Origin of the sequence: Lacticaseibacillus suibinensis, assembly GCF_003946175.1 — a bacterium.
Classification (GTDB): Bacteria; Bacillota; Bacilli; order Lactobacillales; family Lactobacillaceae; genus Lacticaseibacillus; species Lacticaseibacillus suibinensis.
This window is the reverse complement of record NZ_RHOK01000001.1, coordinates 28,673-51,661: the sequence shown is the minus strand read 5'-3', so window position 1 is coordinate 51,661 and position 22,989 is coordinate 28,673. Positions and strand designations below refer to the sequence as shown.

Sequence of the window (22,989 nt, the reverse complement as noted above, 5' to 3'; positions counted from 1 at the left end):
CCATGAATATTCTGATTAGAAACGCCGCAGTCAAAGGGCCGCAAGCCTTCACCGGCGACATCCTGATTGAAGACGGGCAAGTCACTGCCCTCGGCCGCCATTTATTCGCGCCAGCGGAGGCCACCATTATCGATGCGGCAGGTAAAGCGGTCATTCCTGGGTTAGTCGATGTGCATGTGCACTTCCGCGAACCGGGCTTTGAGCAAAAAGAAACCATCAAAACCGGCTCAGCCGCAGCGGCGCACGGCGGCTTTACTACCGTAGTGGCAATGCCGAATCTCAACCCCGTGCCAGATAACGTGGCGGCTTTAAAGCGCCTAGTGGCCAAAAATCACAGCGACGCCAAGATCCATGTTGAGCAGTTTGCCGCCATTACCAGCGGCCTGCATTCCAATGAGCTGACCGATTATGCCGCCATGAAAACAGCCGGCGCGCTGGGCTTTTCCAATGATGGGGTGGGCATTCAAGACGCCGCCACGATGTATCATGCCATGCAAGGCGCCGCCGCGGTCAACGCGCCGATTGTGGCCCACATCGAAGACACCGGCTTGATGGCCGGCGGGGTGATCAGCACCGGCTCGAAGGCCCAGGCCTTTAACCTGCCTGGCATCAATCACGTCAGCGAATCTGCCCAGTTGGCTCGCGATTTGACCTTGGCGGAAGCCACCGGGGTGCATTACCACGCTTGCCATGTCTCTACCAAGCAAAGCGTTGAGTTGATCCGCGATGCCAAAGCGCGCGGGGTGCATGTGACGGCCGAAGTCACGCCGCACCATTTGCTGCTGGACTACGAACACATCCCAGCCAACGACCCGAATTACAAAATGAACCCGCCGCTCCGAGCCGAAATGGATCGGCTGGCGCTGATTGATGGTCTTGCGGATGGCACATTGGATATGATTGCCACTGACCACGCCCCGCACACAGCTGAAGACAAGGCCGGCGACTTCAAGTCTGCGGCCTTTGGGATTGTGGGCAGCGAAACCGCCTTCAGCCTGCTGTACACGAGCTTCGTGCGCAGCGGCAAGTTCACCTTGAATCAGCTGCTGAACTGGATGAGCACCAACCCCGCCAACGCATTTGGGCTCAATGCCGGCACCATCGGCATCGGCCAGCCGGCGGATTTGACACTAGTGGATCTAGACACGCCCTTCACCATTGACGCCAACACTTGGTACTCTAAAGGCAAGAACAGTCCGTTCATCGGGCGCCAGGTATTTGGCAAGGTGATCACGACGATTGCTGGCGGCGAGATTGCCTATGAGGAGGAGAAGCTTTGAAACGCTATCTGATTTTGGAAGACGGCAGTGTGTTTGAGGGGGAAGGCTTTGGCGCCGAAACCGTCACCACTGGCGAAATCGTCTTTAACACTGGCATGAGCGGCTACCAGGAAACCATCACCGACCAAAGCTACAACGGTCAAATCATTGCCTTTACGTATCCTTTGATTGGTAACGCCGGCATCAACCGGGACGACTACGAAAGCATCAACCCCACGACCAAAGGGGTGGTGGTGCGGGAAACGGCCCGGGTGGTCGGCAACTGGCGCGCCCAAATGACCTTGGATGAATTTTTGAAGCGCAAACACATCCCTGGCATCTCTGGCATTGACACCCGCGCCTTAACCAAGCGCCTGCGGGAAGCCGGCACGATGAAAGCCAGCATCGTCGACGCTGCTGATGATCACGCCTTTGATCAGCTGCGCGCGTTGGTGCTACCGAAAAACCAGGTCCAGCAAGTTGCGACCACCCAGGCTTATCCGGCGCCTGGCACCGGCAAGAACATTGTGGTGGTGGACTTTGGCCTCAAGCATAGCATCCTGCGCGAGCTCGCCAAGCGCCAGTGCAACATCACCATCATGCCGCCAACCACTACGGCAGCCGAAATCTTGACCCTTAACCCAGATGGGGTCATGCTGACGAACGGCCCTGGTGATCCGAAAGACGTGCCTTTTGCCCTCGATATGATCAGAGGGGTGGAAGGACACATCCCAATGTTTGGCATTTGCCTTGGCCATCAGCTGTTTGCTTTAGCCAATGGCGCCGACACCTTCAAAATGAAGTACGGCCACCGCGGTTTCAACCATCCGGTGCGGGAAATTGCGACTGGCCGCATCGACTTCACCAGCCAGAACCATGGCTATGCCGTCGATCCCGCAAGCATCGACCCGGATCAACTGCTGGTCACCCACGAAGAAATCAACGATCACACTGTCGAAGGCTTGCGCCACCGGCTGTACCCAGCCTTTTCGGTGCAGTTTCATCCAGATGCGGCGCCGGGTCCCCATGACGCCGACCACTTGTTTGATGAGTTTATGGAAATGATGGATGCCTTTTCGGCCAGTAAAGGAGTAGCTCATGCCTAAACGCGACGATATTCACAAAATTCTAGTCATCGGCAGCGGCCCAATCATCATCGGTCAAGCCGCCGAATTCGACTATTCCGGCACGCAGGCCTGCCTGGCGCTGCGGGAAGAAGGCTATGAAGTGGTGCTGGTGAACTCCAACCCAGCCACCATCATGACCGACAAAGAAATCGCCGATAAGGTCTACATCGAGCCGCTGACGTCAGAATTTGTCAGCCAAATCCTGCGCAAGGAACTGCCTGATGCGATTTTGCCGACCATCGGCGGTCAAATTGGCTTGAACCTAGCGATGGAGCTGGCGAACTCAGGCATCTTAGACGAGCTCAACATCGAGCTGCTCGGCACCAAACTTTCGGCCATTGACCAGGCGGAAGACCGCGAATTGTTCAAGAACCTGATGCAAAAACTGAACCAGCCGATTCCGGAATCCGCGATTGCCCACACCTTTGAAGAAGCCAAAGCCTTCACTGAAACCATTGGCTATCCGGTCATCATTCGACCTGCCTTCACCATGGGTGGCACTGGCGGCGGCATTGCCAAAAATGAAACCGAATTGCGCGACATCACCGAAAACGGCTTGGCCCTCAGTCCAGTGACTCAGGTCTTGGTGGAACGCTCGATTGCCGGCTACAAGGAAATCGAGTTTGAAGTGATGCGCGACGCCGCTGATAATGCCATCGTCGTCTGCAACATGGAAAACTTCGACCCGGTAGGCGTGCACACCGGCGACTCGGTGGTGTTTGCCCCGGTGCAAACCTTAACCGACAAGGAAGTGCAGATGCTGCGGGATGCTTCACTGAAAATCATCCGCGCCTTGAAAATCGAAGGTGGCTGCAACGTGCAGCTGGCGTTAGATCCGAATTCGTTCAACTACTATGTGATTGAAGTTAATCCGCGGGTGTCACGTTCCTCCGCCTTGGCTTCCAAAGCCACCGGTTATCCGATTGCCAAAATGGCAGCTAAAATCGCGGTGGGCTTGACCCTGGATGAAATCAAAAACCCAATTACCGACGCGACCTTTGCCGAATTCGAACCGATGCTGGATTACGTCGTCGCGAAAATTCCGCGGTTCCCATTTGATAAATTTGAAAATGGCGACCGCACCCTCGGCACCCAAATGAAGGCGACCGGTGAAGTGATGGCCATCGGGCGCACGATTGAAGAATCGCTGCTTAAAGCCGTGCGCGGTCTCGAAGTGGGGGCAGTGCACCTGTGCCTGCCGGAAGCTGCTAAGATGAGCGACGAAGCCTTAACGGCCAAAATCGTCACCCCGAACGACATGCGCCTGTTTTACCTGGCGGAGGCCATTCGCCGCCAGTTCACCATTCAAGAACTGCACGAACTCTCCAGCATCAATTTATTCTTCCTCGATAAGCTGAAACACATTGTTGAACTCGAAGATCAGCTCAAGGCGCAGCCGAATGATGATGACCTGCTCGCTGTCGCTAAACGCAACGGGTTCGCTGATGAAGAAATCGCCAGTCTGTGGCATACCACGATGGACACCATTCGCGACCACCGCCGCGCCTTGGGACTCATCCCCGTGTACAAAATGGTCGACACCTGCGCCGGAGAATTTGCCTCCAGCACGCCGTACTTTTACAGCACTTACGAGCAGGAGAATGAAAGCCACCGCGATGACCGCGAAAGCGTGCTGGTCTTAGGTTCCGGCCCCATTCGGATTGGGCAAGGGGTGGAATTCGACTACGCCACCGTGCACAGTGTTAAGGCCATTCAAAAAGCGGGTTACGAAGCCATCATCATGAACTCCAACCCAGAAACCGTCTCCACCGACTTTTCGATTTCCGACAAGCTGTACTTTGAACCACTCACCATTGAAGACGTTCTGAATGTCATCGACCTAGAGCAACCCAAAGGCGTCATCGTGCAGTTCGGCGGCCAAACCGCCATTAACCTAGCGGCCCCACTGGCGGCGCACGGCGTGAAAATCCTTGGCACCAGCCTAGAAGATCTCGACGCCGCCGAAGACCGGGACCGCTTCGATGAAATCATCACCAAGCTTGGCATCCCGCAACCTGTTGGCGACACCGCCACTGCCAAGGACGAAGCGATTGCCATCGGCGAGAAAATTGGTTATCCCGTATTGGTGCGGCCTAGCTACGTGTTAGGCGGCCGGGCGATGGAAATCGTGCATTCTTCCGCCGAGTTGGCCGATTACATCGACCGGGCGGTGTCGGTTTCTAATGACCATCCGGTGCTGATCGACCAATACCTGGTGGGAACAGAATGTGAAGTCGATGCCATTACCGATGGCGAAACCGTCGTCATCCCGGGCATCATGGAACATATTGAGCGCGCCGGCGTGCATAGCGGCGACTCAATGGCGGTTTATCCGCCGCAAGACTTCAGTGAGGACATTTGCCAGCAAATCGAGGCGGCGACGATTAAACTCGCCCATGCCTTACATTGCATTGGCATCATGAATATCCAATTCATTGTGCATGAAGGCACGGTTTATGTCATCGAAGTCAACCCGCGGGCCAGCCGCACCGTCCCGTTTTTGAGCAAGGTCACCGGCGTGGCGATGGCGCAAGTCGCCACCCAAGCCATTTTGGGCCTGCGCCTCAAGGACCTGGGCTTCACCACCGGCGTCTTGCCGAACCGACCAGGCGTGCATGTCAAAGCACCAGTCTTCAGCTTCAGCAAACTCAATGATGTCGATAGCATGCTAGGACCCGAAATGAAATCCACTGGCGAAGTCATGGGTTCTGACACCACCGTCGAAAAGGCCTTGTACAAAGCCTTTGAAGCCAGCCACACGCATCTGCCAGCCTTTGGCACTGCATTGTTCACCGTCGCTGACGCCGACAAGCCAGAAGCAGTGGCCTTAGCCAAGCGCTTCCGCGAAGTCGGCTATCAAATCGTTGCCACCGCCGGCACGGCGCAAGCGCTGAAGGAAGCTGGTGTCCGCGCCTCGGTCATCACCAAACTGGGCGAAAGCGGGGAAGACGCCATTTTAGACGCCATCGCCGATCACAAATTACAAGTGGTCATCAACACGACCAGCCAAGACAAAGCCACCACCAGCGACGGCTACCGCATCCGCCAAGCCGCCATCATGCACGGCGTCCCGCTCATGACCAGCCTCGACACCGCCAGCGCGATTGTCAGAGTGCTCGAATCAAGAGCCTTCACCACGCAAGCACTGTAAAGGCAGCGAAGGTTGGCGGGCTAGGCACATCGCTATTCATTCCATTGTTTTCAAGGAGGTACCATGGAGCCCATCATTGCTTTAGATTTCGAAGATCTGGCCACCACCCAGGCCTTCCTGGCCGAGTTCGACCCTGCTATCCCGTTGTTTGTGAAGGTCGGCATGGAGCTGTTCTACCGCGAAGGGCCGGCTGTCATCAAGAAGCTCCAGGCGCAGCGGGAAGTGAACATCTTTTTAGACCTGAAACTGCACGACATTCCCCACACCGTGGAAAAAGCGGCTTACCAGCTCGGCCGGTTAGGCATTCAACTGACAACAGTGCACGCGGCCGGGGGCAGTGCCATGCTGCAGGCAGCAAAACGCGGCCTGTTAGCCGGCGCCGCGGCGGCTTCCGTCCCAGCCCCCAAGCTCTTGGCCATCACCCACTTAACGTCGAGCACGCCCACGATGCTCCGCAATGAGCTGGCGATTATCACGCCACTGCCGCAAGCCGTGCAACACCTGGCGGCGGTGGCGCAGGCGGCCGGGGTTGATGGGGTAGTCGCCAGTGCGCAGGAAGTGCCTTTGATTAGAGCGGTGACGGCCCCGGATTTTCTCATCATCACGCCTGGCATTCGTCCGGCGCACACCGCACTGGGGGATCAAAAGCGCGTGGTGACGCCAAAGCAGGCTCGGGAGCTCGGTAGCTCCGGAATTGTCGTGGGGCGGCCGATTACCCAAGCGAGTGATCCCGTCGCGGCGTACCAGCAAATCAAAGCAGAATGGAGCGATCATCAATGACTGAAATCGAAACCATCATTGCCCAAGACCTGTTAACCATCGGGGCGGTCACCTTGCGCCCCCATGAACCGTTCACTTGGGCCAGCGGCATTCACAGTCCCATCTACACAGACAACCGCCTGACCATCAGCTACCCGGCAGTGCGTACGCGCATTGCTGATGGCTTAGCCGCTCTGATCAAAACCCAGTTTCCTGATGTGGCAGTGATTGGTGGGGTGGCCACCGCTGGCATTCCGCATGCGGCGCTAGTGGCTGACCGCCTAAACTTGCCCATGGTCTATGTTCGGAGCAAACCCAAGGATCACGGGCAGGGGCGGCAAATCGAAGGTCGGTTGCCGGCTGGGGCAAAAATGGTCCTGATTGATGATCTGCTGAGCACTGGCGGCTCGGTTTTGAAAGCCGCTACCGCTGCCAAGCGTGAAGGCGCTGATGTCATTGGGGTGGCGGCAATTTTCAGCTATCAACTGGCGGCCAGCACCGCCAACTTCGCCGCCGCGAAAATTCCGTTTGCAACCTTGACGAACTATTCGGCCTTGATTGAAACTGCCAAACATTTGGGCCAAATTAACGATCAGGAGTTGACCCTGCTACAAGCGTTCCGGGCAGATCCAACGCATTGGCAGGCTTAAAATCCAGTCACCCGCTAGGCTGAGGCCTGGCGGGTTGTTTTTTTACTCTATTTCGATTATTTTCTAAATAGAATTGTTTTCACGACGCTCAGCACGTATCATCTAATTAGAGAAATTTCGAAATAGTTTACAAAGGAGGCGCGCAGCATGGCAATGAGTGACACGCTCAAGGCGATTTCTGATCCAGTGCGCCGGCAGATTTTGGAGTTACTCCGCAGTCAGTCCTATGCGGCTGGTGAAATTGCCAGTCATTTTGAGCTGAAGCCGGCGACCGTTTCGTACCATCTGAAACTGCTGAAACAAGCCGGCTTGATTACCGAACGCAAGGATAAGAATTTTATCTACTATGACTTAACCGCTAGTGTCTTCGAAGAGGTGCTGAGCTGGATCTACAGTCTGAAATTAGGAGGGGATCACGATGAACAAAAATAGAACATGGCTGCTGGTGCTGACCAGCTTGGTAATTGTGGCCCCGATTGGCTATGGCTTGGCTCGCTATGATGCGCTGCCCGCCACCATGGCGACGCACTGGGGGCTCAATAATCAGGCTAACGGCTGGATGCCTAAACCCATGATGGTGTTTGGCTTGCCGCTGCTAATGCTAGTCATGCAGTGGGTGGTGCTGGGCATGACTTGGTACAGCGCCCGCCACAGCCAAGCGGCACCAAAACTCGAACGGCTCACCGCTTGGCTACTGCCGCTGGTGACCGTGGTGGCCTATGTGATGACGGTGCGTAGCAATCTGGGTCAGCAGGTCGATGCCCGTTTCTGGGCGCTACTACTCGTGGCAGCGATTTTCATCGGCATGGGCAATTACCTACCGACTGCGCCGGTAGCAGGCGGCCGTTGGTTTGGCTATGGCTACCATGCGCCATGGAAAATTAATAACTATGCCGGGGCGAAACGCGCTTTACGGGTCCTCGGTTACACCATGGTAATTGGGGGCATTGCAGTGCTACTCAGTTTGTTCTTTGCCCCAGTGGTGTCGATGGTGATCGTCATGGTCATTGTGGTCGTTATGCTAGTGCTGAGTCTGGTGTCGATTAAATGGACGCGCTAACGCCAAAGCTAAGCCACAAGCGCTGGTTTGCCGCTTCTGCAGCCGGCGCTTTTTTGCGCGGAACGACGGATGCACTCAGCGGGGGATTGCCTAGAGTGACGCGATGTAATCGGTTACTTTCTTGTTGTATCAAAACCCTGAATGCGCTAAGCTAACGAGGAATAGACCACACAAGGAGGCCATGATATGTCTGTCACTTTGGAAAAATATGGCGACTTCAAAGGGGAGCCACTGTATGAACTGACCTTAACCAACCACAACGGCATGGTGGTGAAGCTGCTGAACTATGGCGCCACGTTGGAGCAGGTGCTGCTGCCAGAAGGTGAGCACCACACGAATGTGATTTTAAGTCTCGATTCGCCAGCCGCCTATCATCAGGGGCGCAACTTCCTCGGCGGCACCGTTGGCCGGGTCATTGGCCGGGTACCAGGGCATTTGTGGCATCGAGGCAGCGAATTAGTGTCCTTACCGGCCAACGAAGGTGACAATGCGATTCACGGCGGGGATGACGGGCTCGACCAACAGGTGTGGAATCTCAGTTATCGCCAGGAAGCCAGCCAGGATCAAGTCACTTTCACCGAGGTCGACTTTGCCGGCCACAACTTGTACCCGGGCAACGTCAAAGTGACAGTGGTGTACACGCTGGATGACGACAATCAGTTGCATTATGACCTCACGGCGACCACCGATGCGATGACACTGTTCAATGCCACCAACCATGTCTACTTTGCCCTGGATGGGGCGGACTCAACAGTGGATGAAACGACCTTGGAGCTGGCCAGTGACTACTATGGACCGCTGGCGGCCAATCACTTGCCGATGAGCGGCTGGCAGCCCGTGGCCGGCACGGTGTTTGATTTTCGGCAGCCGCAGAAACTGGGCGCCGTGATGGCGCAAGTGCAAAATGGGGCGGGCTTGGATCATCCCTTCCTACTCAATAATGACGTCGCCGCGACTTTGACCGGGGCAAGCGGGCGGCAGGTGACCATGACCACCACGGCCCCAGCTGTCGCCGTGTACACGGCTAATCACTTTGACGGTACGGGCATCGCCCACAATTTGCACCAGCACAACGGCGTGACGCTGGAGGCGCAGGTGGCGCCGCCTTCCGGCCAGGACTGGTCGGCGCTGACCTTGATGCCAGGCCAGCCTTATCATCTGACCACCACTTGGGCGTTTCGCACGCCGTTGTAACGCAAAAATGACTCACCGCTGTGCATTTCCAGTCGGTGAGTCATTTTTGGTTAGTGACAAGTTAAAGGGTAGGCGCCTGGCGCAGCTTTGCGACCACGGCTTCATCTGGGGTCACGGCCACTGTCCGCTGACCTTCATACACCACAAAACCCGGCTTAGCGCCATTAGGTTTGCGAATTTTTTTGACTTCGATCCAGTCCACTTGCACATTGGCACTGGCGCGGCTCTTAGAGAAGTAAGCCGCCAGCATCGCGGCTTCCATCAGTGTTTTATCGCTCGGCTTGGCTGCGTCAATAATGACATGCGAGCCGGGCACGTCTTTGGCATGGAGCCAAATGTCAGTTTTCGCGGCTTTGTGCAAGGTCAGCTGATCGTTTTGCAGATTATTCTTGCCGACCCAGATGCGGGTGCCATCAGAAGCCCAGAACTGTTCCGGTTGAGCCAGTTTATGCTTCGGCGCTTTTTTGCCGCGCTTTTGCACCTTGAGGTAGCCACCTTCTTGCAATTCCTCGCGAATATCGGCCAAGTCTTTGGGGCTGGCGATTTCGATTTGAGCCATCACGCCATTGAGGTAGTCGAGCTCGGCTTGATTTTGGGCCATTTGCTCGTTCACATAAGCCACCGCATTGCGTAGTTTTTGGTAACGCGAGAAGTACTTCTGGGCGTTTTTAGAAGGGGAAAGCTGATTGGAGAGACTGATTTTCAGCGGCTTCATGTCATCATAGAAGTTCGGTAGGGTGACGCTGCTTTGACCACGCTCAACTTGCGCCAAGTACGTGGTCAAGATTTCACCGCGAATGCGATAATCATCCGCCTTTTCGGTGTCTTGCAAGGTTTGGGCGAGTTTGCGCTGCTTCTTGGCATCGCGTTCGATGAGCGTGCGCAAGGGGCGAATCAGGTTTTCACCTTGCGATTTGACCCGATCGTGCTCGGCTTTTTGGGCATAAAACGCATCGAGCATTTCGCTGAGCGTGGCAAACTGCTGAGTCTCACCAGGATTGGTTTGATACGGCACCGGTGAAAAGGCGACCTTCGTGTTGGTGGTGATGGTCGGCGTTGGCGCCTTCAGGTCAGTGAAGAAGGCGTCCCAGTCTGCATCAGCATCCCCTTGGGTCAGACGCGCCGCCAGTTCTTTGGCGGTGTCTTGCGCCAAGCCCTGGTAGTGGCGCTGCAGCAGCTGCGGTAGCGGGACGTCGCTGGTTTTCATCAGTTCGCGGTAGCCGCGGCTGGAATCGGTGAAGGGATCGACCTTATCCTGCTGCGGCGGGGCGATGTAAGTGGCGCCAGGCATCAGCAGGCGGAAGCGGTCCTGATCGGGGCCGACATGACGAATCAGGTCAATTATTTTGTTGGTGCGCAGGTTGACCAGGGTGATATTGGAATGGCGCGCCATGATTTCCACGACCAGCCGTAAGCTCAGATCATCCCCGAGTTCATCGCGGGTGGAGAAGTCCAAGTGCAGCACCCGGTCATTCGCCACTTGGGTGAACGACTGCAAGGTCGCGCTGGCCAGATACTTGCGCAGCGTCATGGTGAAATTGGTCGGCACCTTCGGATTTTCAAACGGGATCCGGGTGATTTGCACCCGCGCGTACTGCGGATTGGCTGAGAGCAAAAGAGGCCAATTCTTGCGGTTCGCGCGGATGCCTAAAATCACCTCATTGGCATAGGGTTGCGTAATTTTATTCACCCGGCCGCCGACTAGAAACTGCAACTCAGCCGTCATGGTGTGGGTAAAAATTCCATCAAAAGACATAATGACCTCTTTCTGCTCACTTGAGCCAAAACACTGCTTATTATTGTAGCTGTTTTGCGCCGGCCGTGCAAAATTGGCAGCGGTTTGACGCTAGGCTAGCCGGATGTTTGCAACCGCTCGGCGCAAGGGCACCGGACCGCTTGACTAGCGCGGCGGCGCGGTTGATTTTCGTAACCCCCTTAAGCATATTTCAGGCCGGCGGGTTCAAAAAGCGGGGTTTTCATGGTATGCTAATGAGAGCTAATTTTAACAAAGCAGGTGAAGTAATGAAGATCGCCATCGTGACCGATAGCACCGCCTATCTATCCGCTGACCAAATCGCAGATAACCACATCAAAATCATTCCGATTCCTGTCATCCTCGATGGCAATGTTTACGACGAAGGCAAAGACATCACTTCGGCTGAATACTATGCCAAACTCCGCACCGCCAAGACTTTCCCCAGCACCTCGCAGCCGCCCCTGGGCGAGGTCCTCAAATTGTACGAGAACCTGGCCAACGAAGGCTACGATACCATCATCAGTATCCACCTGGCGGCCACCATTTCTGGCTTCGTAGAAACGCTGCGCGGCGCCGTGGCGGACTTCAAGCCCGCCCATGTCATTGTCTATGACTCTCAAATCACCGTGATTTTGATGGGAGAATTGGTGTTAACTGCCGCGAGAATGGCAGCCGCCGGGGCCGACGCCGACAGCATCATCAAGACGCTCGATCAGCTGCGGGCAACGCTCGGCGAGTACTTCATCGTCAATGACCTGCAGAACCTAGTGCGCGGCGGCCGGTTAAGCAATGCCGCTGGCTTCATTGGCGGCATGTTGAAAATCAAGCCGCTGTTGACCTTCGATGAGGAAAGCGACAAGATTGTTGCTTTTGAAAAGATTCGCTCCCTGAAGAAGGCTTATAGCCGGGTAGAAACCTTGTTCGGCGAGGCGCTGGCGCAGGTCGATTATCCGGTAAAGGCCTGGGTGATTCACGCCAACGACCCGGAAGCCGCTGCGGCCTGGCGCGCTGACCTTGAGGCTAAATTCCCTGATGTCCCATTTGAGACCTCATACTTTGGCCCAGTGATTGGCACGCACTTAGGCGAGAAAGCCATTGCCATTGCCTGGATGCAAGATTACGCCCAAACGCAGAAGTAAACCATAAACCAGCCGCATGCGGCTGGTTTTTTGGTATGATTGAACCAGACCATCACGTTCAGAATCGAGGCAATGACATGTTCATCAAAGCATCCACCAAGCCCGGCCGGATTTTAGCCGCGCACACCGCCTACAGCGGTCATATTTTTGAAGTGATTCAGCAAACCATCGACACCCCCGACGGCCTGCGCGTCGAGCGCGACCTGATCAAGCATGCGCCAGCTGTGGCAATGCTGGCGCTGACGCCAGATCAAAAAGTGCTGGTCAACCGCGAATATCGCGTTGGCATTAATGCTGAGGCCTTTGCGCTGCCAGCAGGGTTGATGGACCCAGGGGAGAACCCCGTCGTCGCCGCTCGCCGCGAATTAGCCGAGGAAACTGGCTATGAAGCTGGCGAGATCAGCGAGATGTGTGCCATTCGCTCAAGTGAAGGCATGACCGATGAGACGGTGCACCTGATGCTGGTGCAGATTGACGAAACCAAGCGCACGGCCCAGCATTTTGACCAGGATGAATTCGTCACCAGCCAGCTCGTGCCACTGGCCGACGTGATTAAAGCGGTCCAGTCAGGAGCCATTGGCTCGGCGCAAAGTGTTGCGGCAGTCAGTTATTATTTAGCTTTTATTGAAGGGAAAACGAATTAATGAGTTTAAAAGACGTTAAGTTTATTGCCACTGATATGGATCACACGCTACTGACAGAAGCTGGAACGCTACCACCACACCTCGACGAGCGGCTCGATCAGCTCGAAGCGCTGGGGATTCAGTTCGGCATTGCCAGCGGCCGGCCACTGTACACCTTGCGCGACCTGTTTCCGCGCCATGAGCGCTTGACTCTGATTGCCGATAACGGCGCTGCCATTTCGCATCACGGGCAAATCATCAGCAAAACGCTGTTGCCACAAGCCGCCTACCAAGCCATGGTGAAAACCATCAGCGAAGAGACCGATGGCTCACCGCTGATTTGCGGGCTAGACGGTGCCATTGCGGCCACCGCCGACCAACAATACGATAGCGTCTTTCGCGAGTTCTATCACCAGCTGAGCTTCCGCGATGATTTGGCGAGCTGGGAAGGCGAGGCCAACAAGGTGACGATTTACCTGCCCAATGGGGATAGCCAGAAGGTGTACGATGAGCTGATTGCCCCGCGGTTCGGCGCTGATTTTTCCGCCGCGGTGTCCGGCCCAGTGTGGATCGATATCATGCCCAAAGGCGTCGACAAAGGGACGGGAATGCGCGCCGTGAGCCAGTATCTGCACATTTCGACTGATGACATGATGGCCTTCGGCGACACCTTCAATGATGCCGAAATGTTGGCGACGGTTAAATACGGTTACTTGGTGGCCAATCACGCTGAGGGGATGGCGCAATACGCCCGCTACCGCACTGCCAGCAATGATGACTTTGGTGTAGTGCAAGTGCTCGACCAGGTGATTGCGGCGCATCAGGACGCTAGAAAGTAGGCTCGGTATGACCTTTGAAGTAAAACCTTTTGTCAATGCCAGTGGCCCGTGGTTGAGCCCGCAGGACGACATTGCGGCGTTCAAAGCCCACCTGGCTGGCGCAGAGCAGGTTGAATGCGGCGGGCAGGTGGTGGCTGCGCTGACCACCTGGCGTAATCCGATGCATCCGTTTTTGCTGCGGTTTGCCACTTTAACCACCCCAGTCGCGGACACCGTGAGCCAAAGTGAACTCGCCGATGTTTTGATTACGAACGTGGTGGCCCGCGCCAAGCAAAACGGCCAGCGGGGGTTGATGGCGGTGACGCCGGATACCATGTCGCCGCTGCGTTCAGCGATGGTGTCGCGCGGATTGCGCCGCATTCGCACGACCTTCCAACCGCAGCTGCGGCTCCAAGAGGCCCAAACTGCGCCAGTGACGCTGGCACCAGGCACCAAGTTGCTCACCCAAAGTGATATTCTCAACTCTGAGGCGCTAACCGAGGCCCTCATTCAAACCACTTATCTCGCTTATCAAAGCCGCCATGCCGTGGATCAGGTCAAACCGTTCGCCGAAAAAGACTGGGCGCCAAGGATTTTGACCAATCTTGAGCCGACCGCGCCGCTGGCGTTGGCGCAAGGAGAGACGATCGGGGCCTATTGCCTGACTTACTTGCGGCATGGTCACCTCGAATTTGGCGGCGCTTGGGGGGCTGATCACGGCCTGCTTGATGGACTGCTGGCCTACACGTTACCAGCCTTGGCTAGTCGGTACGAGACGCTGGCCGGCGCCTTTTCCGATACGGATGAGGGCGGCCTGCAAGTGTACATGACCTTCCCGGATCAACCTGAGGCCAAAGAATTAGGCGCGTTTGCACTGTTGTTTTAATCTGGAGGGTGAGCCATGAGCAAAGGTATGGGCATTGTCAGTGGCATTCTAGAAACCCTGAGCTGGACCGCGGTCATCTTAATGTTGATGATCACCACCAAGCTGTTCATCGGCTGGTCACTGTTTGCCATTGCGGCCGTGTGGCTGATGCCGATTATTGTGGGCTGGATTCTGAAGTTTAAGCGTCCGGCCGCTTAAACTTAGGCCAGTTGCACCGTCAGCCTTTCATGGAAGCTGGCGGTTTTTGCTTGGGTTTGAGCCGCCTAAGGGAAACGGGTATACTTAACCCCAATCAAAAGGAGTGACTGCCATGTCTGTTCAATTCAATGCCGCCGGTAAAATGAAGCCTGCCGCGCTCGGCCGGGGCGATCAGGTCGCCATTGTCAGTTTGTCGGCGGGAACGCTGGGGGAGGCTTTTACTTCGCATCAGCGCACCCGCGGCGTTCAACGCCTCCGCAATTTTGGCTTGGTGCCGCGGTTTATGCCCAATAGTCTGCTAGGGATTGAACAATTAGCAGCACACCCCGAACTGCGCGCCGCCGATCTCAAGGCAGCGTTCATGGATCCGACCATCAAAGGCATTATTTGTGCGATTGGCGGGGAGGATACCTTCCGCTTGGCACCGTACTTATTTGAGGACCCAGAGTTTGTGGCTGCAGTGGCCGCCCAACCGAAATTGTTCACCGGCTTTTCGGACACCACCATCAATCATTTGATGCTGTATCAGCTGGGCCTGCAGAGCTTCTACGGGCCCAACTACCTTAATGACCTAGCGGAACTCGACTACAGCATGCTGCCATACACGAAGGCGACCTTTGCGCATTATTTTGAAACCACGCCTACGACTGCGATTGCTAGCAGTCCGGTGTGGTATGAGGAACGCACCGACTTCTCCCCAGCCGCACTCGATACCCCGCGCGTCAGTCACCAAGAAGACCATGGCTATGAGTGCTTGCGCGGCAGCGGCATGGTCACTGGCAGCCTGCTGGGTGGGTGCATAGAAAGCCTGGACGACTTGCTCACCGATCATCTGCCTGGCGAGCAAGCCACTGCAGAACAGTATCAGCTGTTGCCGCCGGCGGAGCAGTGGCGGGGCAAGATTTTGTTTATCGAAACCAGTGAGGAACGGCCTGATCCAGCCAGCTACGAGGCCATGCTCGAACACCTCAAGCAGCATGGCTTGTTGAATGAAGTGGCTGCCATCATTGCCGGTAAGCCGCAAAACGAGCGCTACTACCAGGAATACAAAGCTTCGCTGCTGGCGGCGACGGCTGACACGCACACACCCATCTTGTTCAACCTCAATTTTGGCCACGCTTATCCCCGCACCAGCTTGCCATACGGCGCACAGGCGACAGTGGACTTTGACGCCAAAACGCTCATGATTGACGAACCATTTTTCGCCTAAATCACATCAAAAACCGCGGTGGCTCAGCTGAGTCATCGCGGTTTGCGTATCGGTTAGGCTTCGCGTAAATACCACTTGCGCAGCGCCAGGGCGGTGGCTTCCTGCAGATAGCGGACTTCGATTTCCTCATTGCCATCCCCTTGGCGGACATTGACGGCGAGATGCATGCGGTGTTGTGGTCGCATCCAGAGGCTTTGACTTAACGTCACCGACTGTATCGCCTTGCGGGGGACGAAGAAGCGCTGGCGAGAAAACAGGCGACCGGTTTGCAACACCACCAGCTGCGGCGACAGAATCAGCAGTCCCGCAGCGCGACTGGCATAGCGGCCTTGGAAAAATCCGACCACCGGCAGGATTGCGGCGACCAGACTAACCGCCATCAAGTACTGTGGCGCAAACTGCCAGGAGGCCACCAGCGCAATGACATCGACCCCGAGATACAGCAGGACGCCATTGCGAATATATAGCCAGCGGTTAGCGGCCGGCACGGGGTCAAGCGCTGGCACTGAATTCGGCAACCAGTCGACAAAGGGCCGCATGACCTTCAAGGCGTCTGCCTCAGGCAATACCGGCAGTAGGACCAAATCAGTGTCATCTTCCTGCTCGGCTGCGTTGCTGGCGACCAGCGCCTGCACCGTGGCCAGATGGAGCCATTGCCGCAAAACGGTTTGCTTAATGCGAATTGCTTGCACATGCGCACTTTTGACACTGGTCGTGACGCGCTTGAAATACCCGCGTTTGGTGGTCAGGGTCTGACCATGGCGAGTCAATTCAAATTGATAATACCGCGCCAAAATGCCGAGATAACTGAGCAGCAAACTGATGCCGATGCCAAAGGCCACCAACGAAAGGACGACCAGCACGGCCAAATGCGCCAGGTAAGCCATGGCCTCATGTTGCACGTTATCAGGGATTTTCTCTGTCAAATACAGCAGGCCCAAGATGATGGGCATCACCCCGAAAGAACTCAGCGCATATAGGTTCAGGTCGTGGGAATCAATTTGATAATGCGCATCGGCCTGACTCTGGGCTGAGGCGCTAGCAGGCACGCTAGGGGCGTCGGTTGCCGACGTGACAGGCAACGCGCCGGCTTCAAGTTGCCGGAGCTGCTCGATTTGATCGCCCACACTTGGCGGGACAGCAAGCAAACTAGCCTCACCTTTATCGGTTTCCTGGCCAGCGGTTTCGATGGTCAAGCTTTCTAATTGGAAGGGCCGCAAGAAAAACCACTGCTGGCGCTGGAGGGTTTGCACCCGGGAGTACGGGATGTGCCGCACTTTGCGTTGAAAAATACCACTGGTGACGGTGATACCGGTGGGAGCTAGCAGGTAGGTAAACCGCCAGTAACGCAAGCCCGCGCGAATCAGCTCGTACCCCAGCAAGCCAAGGATGGTCAAAGCCACCCAGCGGTTCCACCAGTTGCGCGTCGTGGCCACAATCAGGACCAAAACCAGCCAGCGAAACCAATTGCGTAAGGCGTGGCCCGTCATCATCAGGAGGGCCATGGGGGCCAAATGCTTAGGCTTCATCGCGGGCCTCCATCGCCAGCTGCATGATTTGATCGCGCAACTGAGCCGCAACCGCTGGCGTCACGCCATCGATTTCGTGTTTGGTCGAGGCCGTTTCGATGCTGACCGCCTGCAAATGGTAATGCGCTAACACCGGACCAGCTTCCAGCGTGACATTTTGGATACGCGTAATCGGCAGTGCCTCTTCTTTGCGGAAGATGGCGCCTTTTTTCAGGTAAACGGCGTCAGTGGTGATCTGATACCGCCAAAAGGCATAGCGATAGGGAATCAGCACCAGGTGAACGAGGGGATGCAACACCGCCAGCGCCAGGGCAATCGCCACCAGCCACAGCGGCCAAGCCCACCAACCATGCGCGACCCATAGCGCCGCGGCCAGCGCGAGCCAGCCCAGTGCATTCAACAGTGCCCCGATCACCCAAACCTGCTTGATTGTTGCCGGTAATTGCTCCGCCAAGAAAACCCCTCCAAAAACGCATATTTGAGCTTATTGTAGCATGAGAATTGCTGTAGCGGGGGAGCAGAGTCGCGAGAATTTTGACCAAATTGAACCTGCTTGTATCACCAACCTCGTTAGATGATAATAAGGCTTAATATCTAGGAGATGATGAGATGACCGACCGCTTTTATCCCACAGAATTAACGTGTTTTTGCTTGGTTGAAAGTCAAGGACAGCTGCTGGTGATGCAGAAAATCGACTCCGAGTTCGCACCGTCAATGACCTTTCCTGGCGGGCATGTCGAACCCGATGAGGCCTTGACTGCAGCGGCCACGCGCGAACTGGCAGAAGAGTGCGGGCTGACCGTGGCGACCTGGCGTTTGGCCAGTGTGGTCAACTTTAAACGCGAGGACGGCCGCAAAGAGTTGATTTTCGTCTTCGCTGGCACCTTACCGGCACCAAACCAAACGCATCATCGCGCTGGCACGAAAGACGAAGGGCAAACGCGTTGGGTGCCAATCGCTGAAATCGGCTCGATGGTGCTCAATCCTGTGGTGCAAGCGGTCTATGACGCGTACCGCAGTGGTCAGGTGAAAGAGCTCTATTTCAATTAAGTTGCTTACAACTTATTGTTAAATGTGCCATACTGGAGCTGGAGGAGCACGTCAGAAAGGATGGTCAACATGTCAGTTTATGATTACACCGTCACGCGTGAAGATGGCACCAGCTATCCCTTGAGCCAATACCAAGGCCAGCCGCTAATCATCGTCAATACCGCGACCAAATGTGGCTTTGCGCCGCAATTTGAACAGCTCGAAAGCTTATACAAGAAATATCAAGGTCAGGGCTTAATGGTTTTAGGCTTTCCGTCCGATCAATTTCACCAGGAACTTGAGAACGGCACCGCTGCGGCTCAAGCTTGTCGCACGACTTGGGGCGTCACGTTCCCGATGCATCAAATGATCAAGGTCAATGGTGAAGAGGCTGATCCCTTATTCGAGTACCTCAAAGCCGAGGCGCCAGGGACATTGGGTAATGCCATCAAATGGAACTTCACCAAGTTTCTGGTTAACGGCGATGGCAAGGTCGTGGCCCGTTACGCACCGAAAACGGCGCCAGAAAAGATGGTGCCTGACATCGAAAAGTTGCTCGCCCAAGCTGAATATTAAACTGAGAAGAGGCTGACAGGCCTCTTTTCTTTGGGTTGAATTTAAATTGTACAGATTGGCGCCTTAGTCTAAACTTAGGGTAACTCGAACCCGGCGTGATTGGCCCATACCGCCAGTTTTACCCACCGGCCGAGCAAGTCAGGCAGGCTGTTGCCAAGGCCGCGGCAATTCGCCTAAATCGGATTATCACCGAAACTAAGGAGATCACACCATGACCCTTTCTAATATCACCATCACCCAAGCGGAATTTCGCGCTTATCAACGTTGGTTTCAACAATACGACCCGTTCAGCCGCTGGTCGCTGCGGGTACTGAAAATACTCTTGGTGGTCCTGTTCGGGTTGGGGCTGGTCATTGGTTTGCTGGGGGATTGGCCGCAAGGCGCCGAATTTATGGCTTTAAGCGTCTTTTTTGCGGCCTTTTTCTTCGGCTTAGTCCGTTTTCGCACGGCGCAGGCTTTCAAGGCTAAGAAAAATGCGCCGCTCTATGCGCCCCGCACCATGATTATCGACGAGACCGGCATCACCACGACCATGGCCACCAACACTGGGCACGCTGATTGGAGCGCCTACCAGTACGTCGCTGAAACCCCTGAGGTCTTCATTTTGATGGTGGCCAAAAAGATGGGGCAGTTGATTCCCAAGAGCAGTCTGACCGAAACCCAAGTAACAGAATTACGGCAAATCATTCAGGCGAATGCGCCGGTGGCAGTTTTGATGCGGTAATAGACCAGAAATAGCCAATGGTAGCATTGGTGATTTCGTCTGTTGCCGGGGGCGGTGCTCTTCATTCTTCCCCCTAGGGCACGTATACTCAGCAGGGCACAAAGCGAGGGTGGGGTACCTCATTCATGACGCGCATGACGTGCCTTTTCTTTCTCGTGATACCACTGTGCCATGTCGACGGTAATATAAACAAGACGTTCATTGGCGGCCAGTTTCCAGCCTGAGGGATCTTCCGGTTCTGGGTAGGTTTCTCCATCTAAGAGCGTTGCAATCGCGTCCACCGACTCACTCTTGGCCTCTTCAAGGGTCTCGCCTTGTGTCACCATGCCTTGGATGTTTGGGCTTGTAACAGTGAAATAATGGCCATCATCGTTGAACTCAGCAATAATGACCGGATAAACTAATATGGTTTGATGCATCGGTTTAATTCTCCTTAATGACTCTTGCAGTGTTGTTGATGATAACCAAAGCTTAGCATGACACATGGTCACCGCCAACTATGCAAACTAAAGGCACTGGTATAGCTAGCGTTAAATTCATTCCTAACGGAGGTCGCAAATGACCGCAATCAATCAGTATCACGACTATGTTTACACCACGCCCTGGGGCAAACTATTTTATGAGCTGCTCTGGGCCCAACTAGAATCAACGTTACCCGAAAATGCCCGGATTCTTGACTACGGCAGTGGCTTCGGCAAAACCGCACATCACTTGGCGCAAAACTACGAGCTGGTTGCTTACGAACCCGACCAAGAGATGCTGCAGCAGGCTGAGACGGGTTTCACTCAGCTAGGGCGCAATGAGCGCTCGCGGCTTGAAACTCAACAGTTTGACGTGATTTTGCTACACAATGTTTTAGAATACGTGCCAAACCCAGCCGCGTTAATTGCCGACTTACAACAGCATCTGACGGCCGGCGGCTTCTTCTCAATCGTGAAGCACAATGCACTGGGCCACGTTTTTGCCTCAGCAGTACTCAATGATGATCCAGCTCGGGCTTTAACCGAATACGAAGGCGCAGCAATGCGGTCACAATCGTTCGGAGCGATGAATCTTTACAGTTTGAACGAGCTGACAAATTGGTTAGCGCCGCAGCAACACATCAGCCGGACTTATGGCTTACGCACGGTGTTTGGGTTATCTGCCAATAATGACATTAAGGGCACCACAGCCTGGCACGATGCGATGTTCACACTGGAGCAAAAGCTGGCCGTCGATCCGCAAGCGCAAGCTGTGGCATTTTTCCAGCATGTGATCACGGCTGACTGAAACCGAAATGAACTTGCTGAAATGATTGCTCGCTAAAATTAAAAGCCAACATCGAAATTAATCAACACAGCTTGACCATGCAGCACACGACGCTGGATGGTCATTTTTACTGGGGGAGAACCGACGAAAGCTAGCCAGACTTCGCCAAATATTCTAGTTTACATAATATATATTATACGAAGTAGAGCTAGAAGCTTAAACCAACGGCGATGTTAACTGCCAGTTCCCAACGGTTGATTAAACGATTGTTTCCAAAGCCTGCTACTGGTCAGCATTTTTGCACGACAAATGGTTCAGCTTTATGTATCTGTCGAATCCAAGCCATTGATTTGGATCAACGAGACCTCAGTTGATCCTCTGACCATTGGTGCTACGACCAGTCAACCATTCTAACGCGGATGCGTGGCGTCATGTCAAAGCAGCTACTGACGTCATTACGAATACATTGCACTGTCGATCAACTTCTAGCCAACTTCCGCCAAAACGACTCAGAATCGCGTCTCAGCGCACGTCATAAGATGCTAAAGCAAGGCTCACTCAGAGAAACACCTCATCATGACGATTTTGGCAACCGGCTGACGACCGCAACCAAAGATGCATGGCTCGAGCCTTGATGAGTTGCTATAAGTGAGCAAAATCGCGTCTCACTACATGCTGCGCTGCGGCTGCAAGGCTTTATGAAGACCAGTCAGTACCGTCGCCAATCTGCGATAGCAGATACTGCTTAGACAGAATGTCCAGCATACACGGTTTTAATTACTAGCACAAAAGTTCATTATAAAAAGTTAGGCATGGTGAACTTTTTTCTTGTTTCCTTTTTTGCACCAAATTTTGTACCAAAAAAGCACACTCGCAAAAACATTTTGCTGAATGTGCTAGATTTGATCAAACTTATCACGCAAAAATTGGCCTTTAGTCGACCCGATTAAACGATTCAATGGTTTCCTTATCCAGCCGCCGCAAAATCTCAGTCCCCAGTTGGCTGGAAACTTGGAAATCGCTCAAAGCGGTGAAGTTATAGGCCGTATGCTCGTAGCGCACAGGAATACCAACGACGATTGTTGGCACGCCTTTCCAGTAGCCAATCGCTGCCCCATTCTGTCCCCCACCGGTCCGCACGGCGCGGGTGTATGGGAGATGCAGCTCATCAGCTAAATCAGCCGCAAACTGCTGGAAATTCGGGTTGGCGATGTACGTGGTATCCAAATCACGCAGCATCGGGCCGCCTTTCATGCGAGTCTGGCTGAGCCAGTCTGGTTCGAAGGTGTCATCGGCTGGTACGCCTTCATAGACGATTGCCAAATCAGGATCCACCTTGCGCGCCGTGACATAGGCGCCGCGCAGGCCGACTTCTTCCTGGGTTGAGAGGCCTGCTACGACATCAACCTTCAGCTCGTCGTCCTTCAGATTATCAAAGGTATCGATCAAAGCCGCTGCCCCAACTCGGTCATCAAAGGCCTTACCGAAGAACATGCCATGCTGGTCATCGTAGCTGCACTGCACATCCGGGAAAATTGGACAGCCGGTATCAATGGCAAAATCGTTGATGGTTTCTTCGCGCGACACGCTGCCAACGTCAATCGACATGCCAGCGATTGTTGGCACCTGGTTGCGTTCGGCCGCCGTCATGAAGTGTGGTGGCTTGGTGGCGACCACACCAGGAATGTATTCGCCGCGCTTGTTCCGCACCACCACGCGCATCGCAGGTACGTTGGTCGGCACCCAGCCGCCCAAGGTGACGAACTTGATCAAGCCGCTGGGGCGAATGGCTTGCACCATCAGGCCCACTTCATCGGCATGGGCGTCCATTTGGACCACGGGCCGGTCGCCAGTGTTGCCATGGCGCGCCGTCAGCGCATTGAACATACCGTCAATAGTGGTCGTGCCATAAGGTGCCATCTGGTCGCGATAAAGCTTGATGACGTCCTGCTCGAAGCCTGGCACGCCATAAGCGTCGGAGAATTGCTTGACCAATTCGATTTGTTGCTGTTTATCCATGATTTTCCTCCTCAATAACAAAAAAGCTCAGGCG

At 54.8% G+C, this 22,989-nt stretch carries 23 protein-coding genes; 18 read left to right on the top strand and 5 right to left on the bottom strand.

The features are described 5' to 3' along the window. The first annotated feature begins 8 nt into the window (after positions 1–8). From EKM90_RS00225 to EKM90_RS00190, 8 genes are all read left to right on the top strand, one after another. Positions 9–1,280 carry a dihydroorotase gene (locus tag EKM90_RS00225; protein WP_191987457.1) on the top strand — a complete coding sequence of 424 codons (1,272 nt, stop codon included), beginning with the start codon at positions 9–11 and terminating at the stop codon, positions 1,278–1,280. Next, positions 1,277–2,365 carry a carbamoyl phosphate synthase small subunit gene (locus EKM90_RS00220; RefSeq protein WP_125579000.1) on the top strand — a complete coding sequence of 363 codons (1,089 nt, stop codon included), beginning with the start codon at positions 1,277–1,279 and terminating at the stop codon, positions 2,363–2,365. The genes EKM90_RS00225 and EKM90_RS00220 overlap by 4 nt, the downstream gene beginning before the upstream one ends. After that, positions 2,358–5,537 carry a carbamoyl-phosphate synthase large subunit gene (gene carB, locus EKM90_RS00215; protein WP_125578999.1) on the top strand — a complete coding sequence of 1,060 codons (3,180 nt, stop codon included), beginning with the start codon at positions 2,358–2,360 and terminating at the stop codon, positions 5,535–5,537. The genes EKM90_RS00220 and carB overlap by 8 nt, the downstream gene beginning before the upstream one ends. A 63-nt stretch (positions 5,538–5,600) precedes the next feature. Beyond that, positions 5,601–6,317: an orotidine-5'-phosphate decarboxylase gene (gene pyrF / locus EKM90_RS00210; RefSeq protein WP_125578998.1), complete on the top strand. Its 717-nt coding sequence runs from the start codon at positions 5,601–5,603 to the stop codon at positions 6,315–6,317. Continuing rightward, a complete protein-coding gene (gene pyrE, locus EKM90_RS00205) occupies positions 6,314–6,946 on the top strand; it encodes an orotate phosphoribosyltransferase (RefSeq protein WP_125578997.1) in 633 nt (210 codons plus the stop codon). Before pyrF ends, pyrE begins: the two co-directional genes overlap by 4 nt. A gap of 147 nt (positions 6,947–7,093) precedes the next feature. Then, positions 7,094–7,378, top strand: coding sequence for an autorepressor SdpR family transcription factor (locus tag EKM90_RS00200; RefSeq protein ID WP_125578996.1), 285 nt, complete (start codon positions 7,094–7,096; stop codon positions 7,376–7,378). Continuing rightward, a complete protein-coding gene (locus EKM90_RS00195) occupies positions 7,365–8,006 on the top strand; it encodes a DUF1648 domain-containing protein (RefSeq protein ID WP_125578995.1) in 642 nt (213 codons plus the stop codon). Before EKM90_RS00200 ends, EKM90_RS00195 begins: the two co-directional genes overlap by 14 nt. 186 nt (positions 8,007–8,192) lie before the next feature. Continuing rightward, a complete protein-coding gene (locus tag EKM90_RS00190; RefSeq protein WP_125578994.1) occupies positions 8,193–9,200 on the top strand; it encodes an aldose epimerase family protein in 1,008 nt (335 codons plus the stop codon). 61 nt (positions 9,201–9,261) lie between these two features. Here the strand turns inward: EKM90_RS00190 and EKM90_RS00185 are convergent, their stop codons facing one another. Next, the gene (locus tag EKM90_RS00185) at positions 9,262–10,956 is read right to left on the bottom strand and encodes an Rqc2 family fibronectin-binding protein (RefSeq protein ID WP_125578993.1); all 1,695 of its coding nucleotides are present in this window, start codon (positions 10,954–10,956) and stop codon (positions 9,262–9,264) included. A 266-nt stretch (positions 10,957–11,222) separates the two neighbouring features. Between EKM90_RS00185 and EKM90_RS00180 the strand changes: the two genes are divergently transcribed. From EKM90_RS00180 to EKM90_RS00155, 6 genes are all read left to right on the top strand, one after another. After that, a complete protein-coding gene (locus EKM90_RS00180) occupies positions 11,223–12,095 on the top strand; it encodes a DegV family protein (RefSeq protein ID WP_125578992.1) in 873 nt (290 codons plus the stop codon). A gap of 77 nt (positions 12,096–12,172) precedes the next feature. Further along, entirely contained in the window at positions 12,173–12,739 is a 567-nt protein-coding gene (locus tag EKM90_RS00175) for an NUDIX hydrolase (RefSeq protein WP_125578991.1), read from the top strand. After that, positions 12,739–13,557: an HAD family hydrolase gene (locus EKM90_RS00170; RefSeq protein ID WP_125578990.1), complete on the top strand. Its 819-nt coding sequence runs from the start codon at positions 12,739–12,741 to the stop codon at positions 13,555–13,557. Before EKM90_RS00175 ends, EKM90_RS00170 begins: the two co-directional genes overlap by 1 nt. A 7-nt stretch (positions 13,558–13,564) precedes the next feature. Beyond that, positions 13,565–14,422 carry a hypothetical protein gene (locus EKM90_RS00165; protein WP_125578989.1) on the top strand — a complete coding sequence of 286 codons (858 nt, stop codon included), beginning with the start codon at positions 13,565–13,567 and terminating at the stop codon, positions 14,420–14,422. 15 nt (positions 14,423–14,437) lie between these two features. Next, on the top strand, positions 14,438–14,620 hold the full coding sequence (locus EKM90_RS00160) for a hypothetical protein (protein WP_125578988.1): 183 nt from the start codon (positions 14,438–14,440) through the stop codon (positions 14,618–14,620). A gap of 112 nt (positions 14,621–14,732) precedes the next feature. After that, positions 14,733–15,830, top strand: coding sequence for a S66 family peptidase (locus tag EKM90_RS00155; protein WP_225422641.1), 1,098 nt, complete (start codon positions 14,733–14,735; stop codon positions 15,828–15,830). A gap of 53 nt (positions 15,831–15,883) precedes the next feature. Here EKM90_RS00155 and EKM90_RS00150 read toward each other — a convergent pair whose 3' ends face one another. Both EKM90_RS00150 and EKM90_RS00145 read right to left on the bottom strand, forming a co-directional pair. After that, on the bottom strand, positions 15,884–17,359 hold the full coding sequence (locus EKM90_RS00150) for a PH domain-containing protein (protein WP_125578987.1): 1,476 nt from the start codon (positions 17,357–17,359) through the stop codon (positions 15,884–15,886). Beyond that, positions 17,349–17,813 (bottom strand): PH domain-containing protein, encoded by a 465-nt coding sequence (locus EKM90_RS00145; protein ID WP_125578986.1) that lies wholly within the window; start codon positions 17,811–17,813, stop codon positions 17,349–17,351. Before EKM90_RS00145 ends, EKM90_RS00150 begins: the two co-directional genes overlap by 11 nt. Positions 17,814–17,968: 155 nt before the next feature. Between EKM90_RS00145 and EKM90_RS00140 the strand changes: the two genes are divergently transcribed. From EKM90_RS00140 to EKM90_RS00130, 3 genes are all read left to right on the top strand, one after another. Next, positions 17,969–18,409 (top strand): NUDIX domain-containing protein, encoded by a 441-nt coding sequence (locus EKM90_RS00140; RefSeq protein WP_125578985.1) that lies wholly within the window; start codon positions 17,969–17,971, stop codon positions 18,407–18,409. A 69-nt stretch (positions 18,410–18,478) separates the two neighbouring features. Continuing rightward, positions 18,479–18,964: a glutathione peroxidase gene (locus EKM90_RS00135; protein WP_125578984.1), complete on the top strand. Its 486-nt coding sequence runs from the start codon at positions 18,479–18,481 to the stop codon at positions 18,962–18,964. A 211-nt stretch (positions 18,965–19,175) separates the two neighbouring features. Beyond that, on the top strand, positions 19,176–19,688 hold the full coding sequence (locus EKM90_RS00130; RefSeq protein ID WP_125578983.1) for a YcxB family protein: 513 nt from the start codon (positions 19,176–19,178) through the stop codon (positions 19,686–19,688). 119 nt (positions 19,689–19,807) lie between these two features. On the opposite strand, the gene EKM90_RS00125 is transcribed toward EKM90_RS00130, so the two are convergent. After that, positions 19,808–20,107: a type II toxin-antitoxin system HicB family antitoxin gene (locus EKM90_RS00125; protein WP_125578982.1), complete on the bottom strand. Its 300-nt coding sequence runs from the start codon at positions 20,105–20,107 to the stop codon at positions 19,808–19,810. A 139-nt stretch (positions 20,108–20,246) separates the two neighbouring features. Here EKM90_RS00125 and EKM90_RS00120 point away from each other — a divergent pair, with 139 nt between their 5' ends. After that, a complete protein-coding gene (locus EKM90_RS00120; protein ID WP_125578981.1) occupies positions 20,247–20,957 on the top strand; it encodes a class I SAM-dependent methyltransferase in 711 nt (236 codons plus the stop codon). A 912-nt stretch (positions 20,958–21,869) separates the two neighbouring features. Here the strand turns inward: EKM90_RS00120 and EKM90_RS00115 are convergent. Further along, positions 21,870–22,955, bottom strand: coding sequence for a M42 family metallopeptidase (locus tag EKM90_RS00115; RefSeq protein ID WP_125578980.1), 1,086 nt, complete (start codon positions 22,953–22,955; stop codon positions 21,870–21,872). Positions 22,956–22,989: the final 34 nt, after the last annotated feature.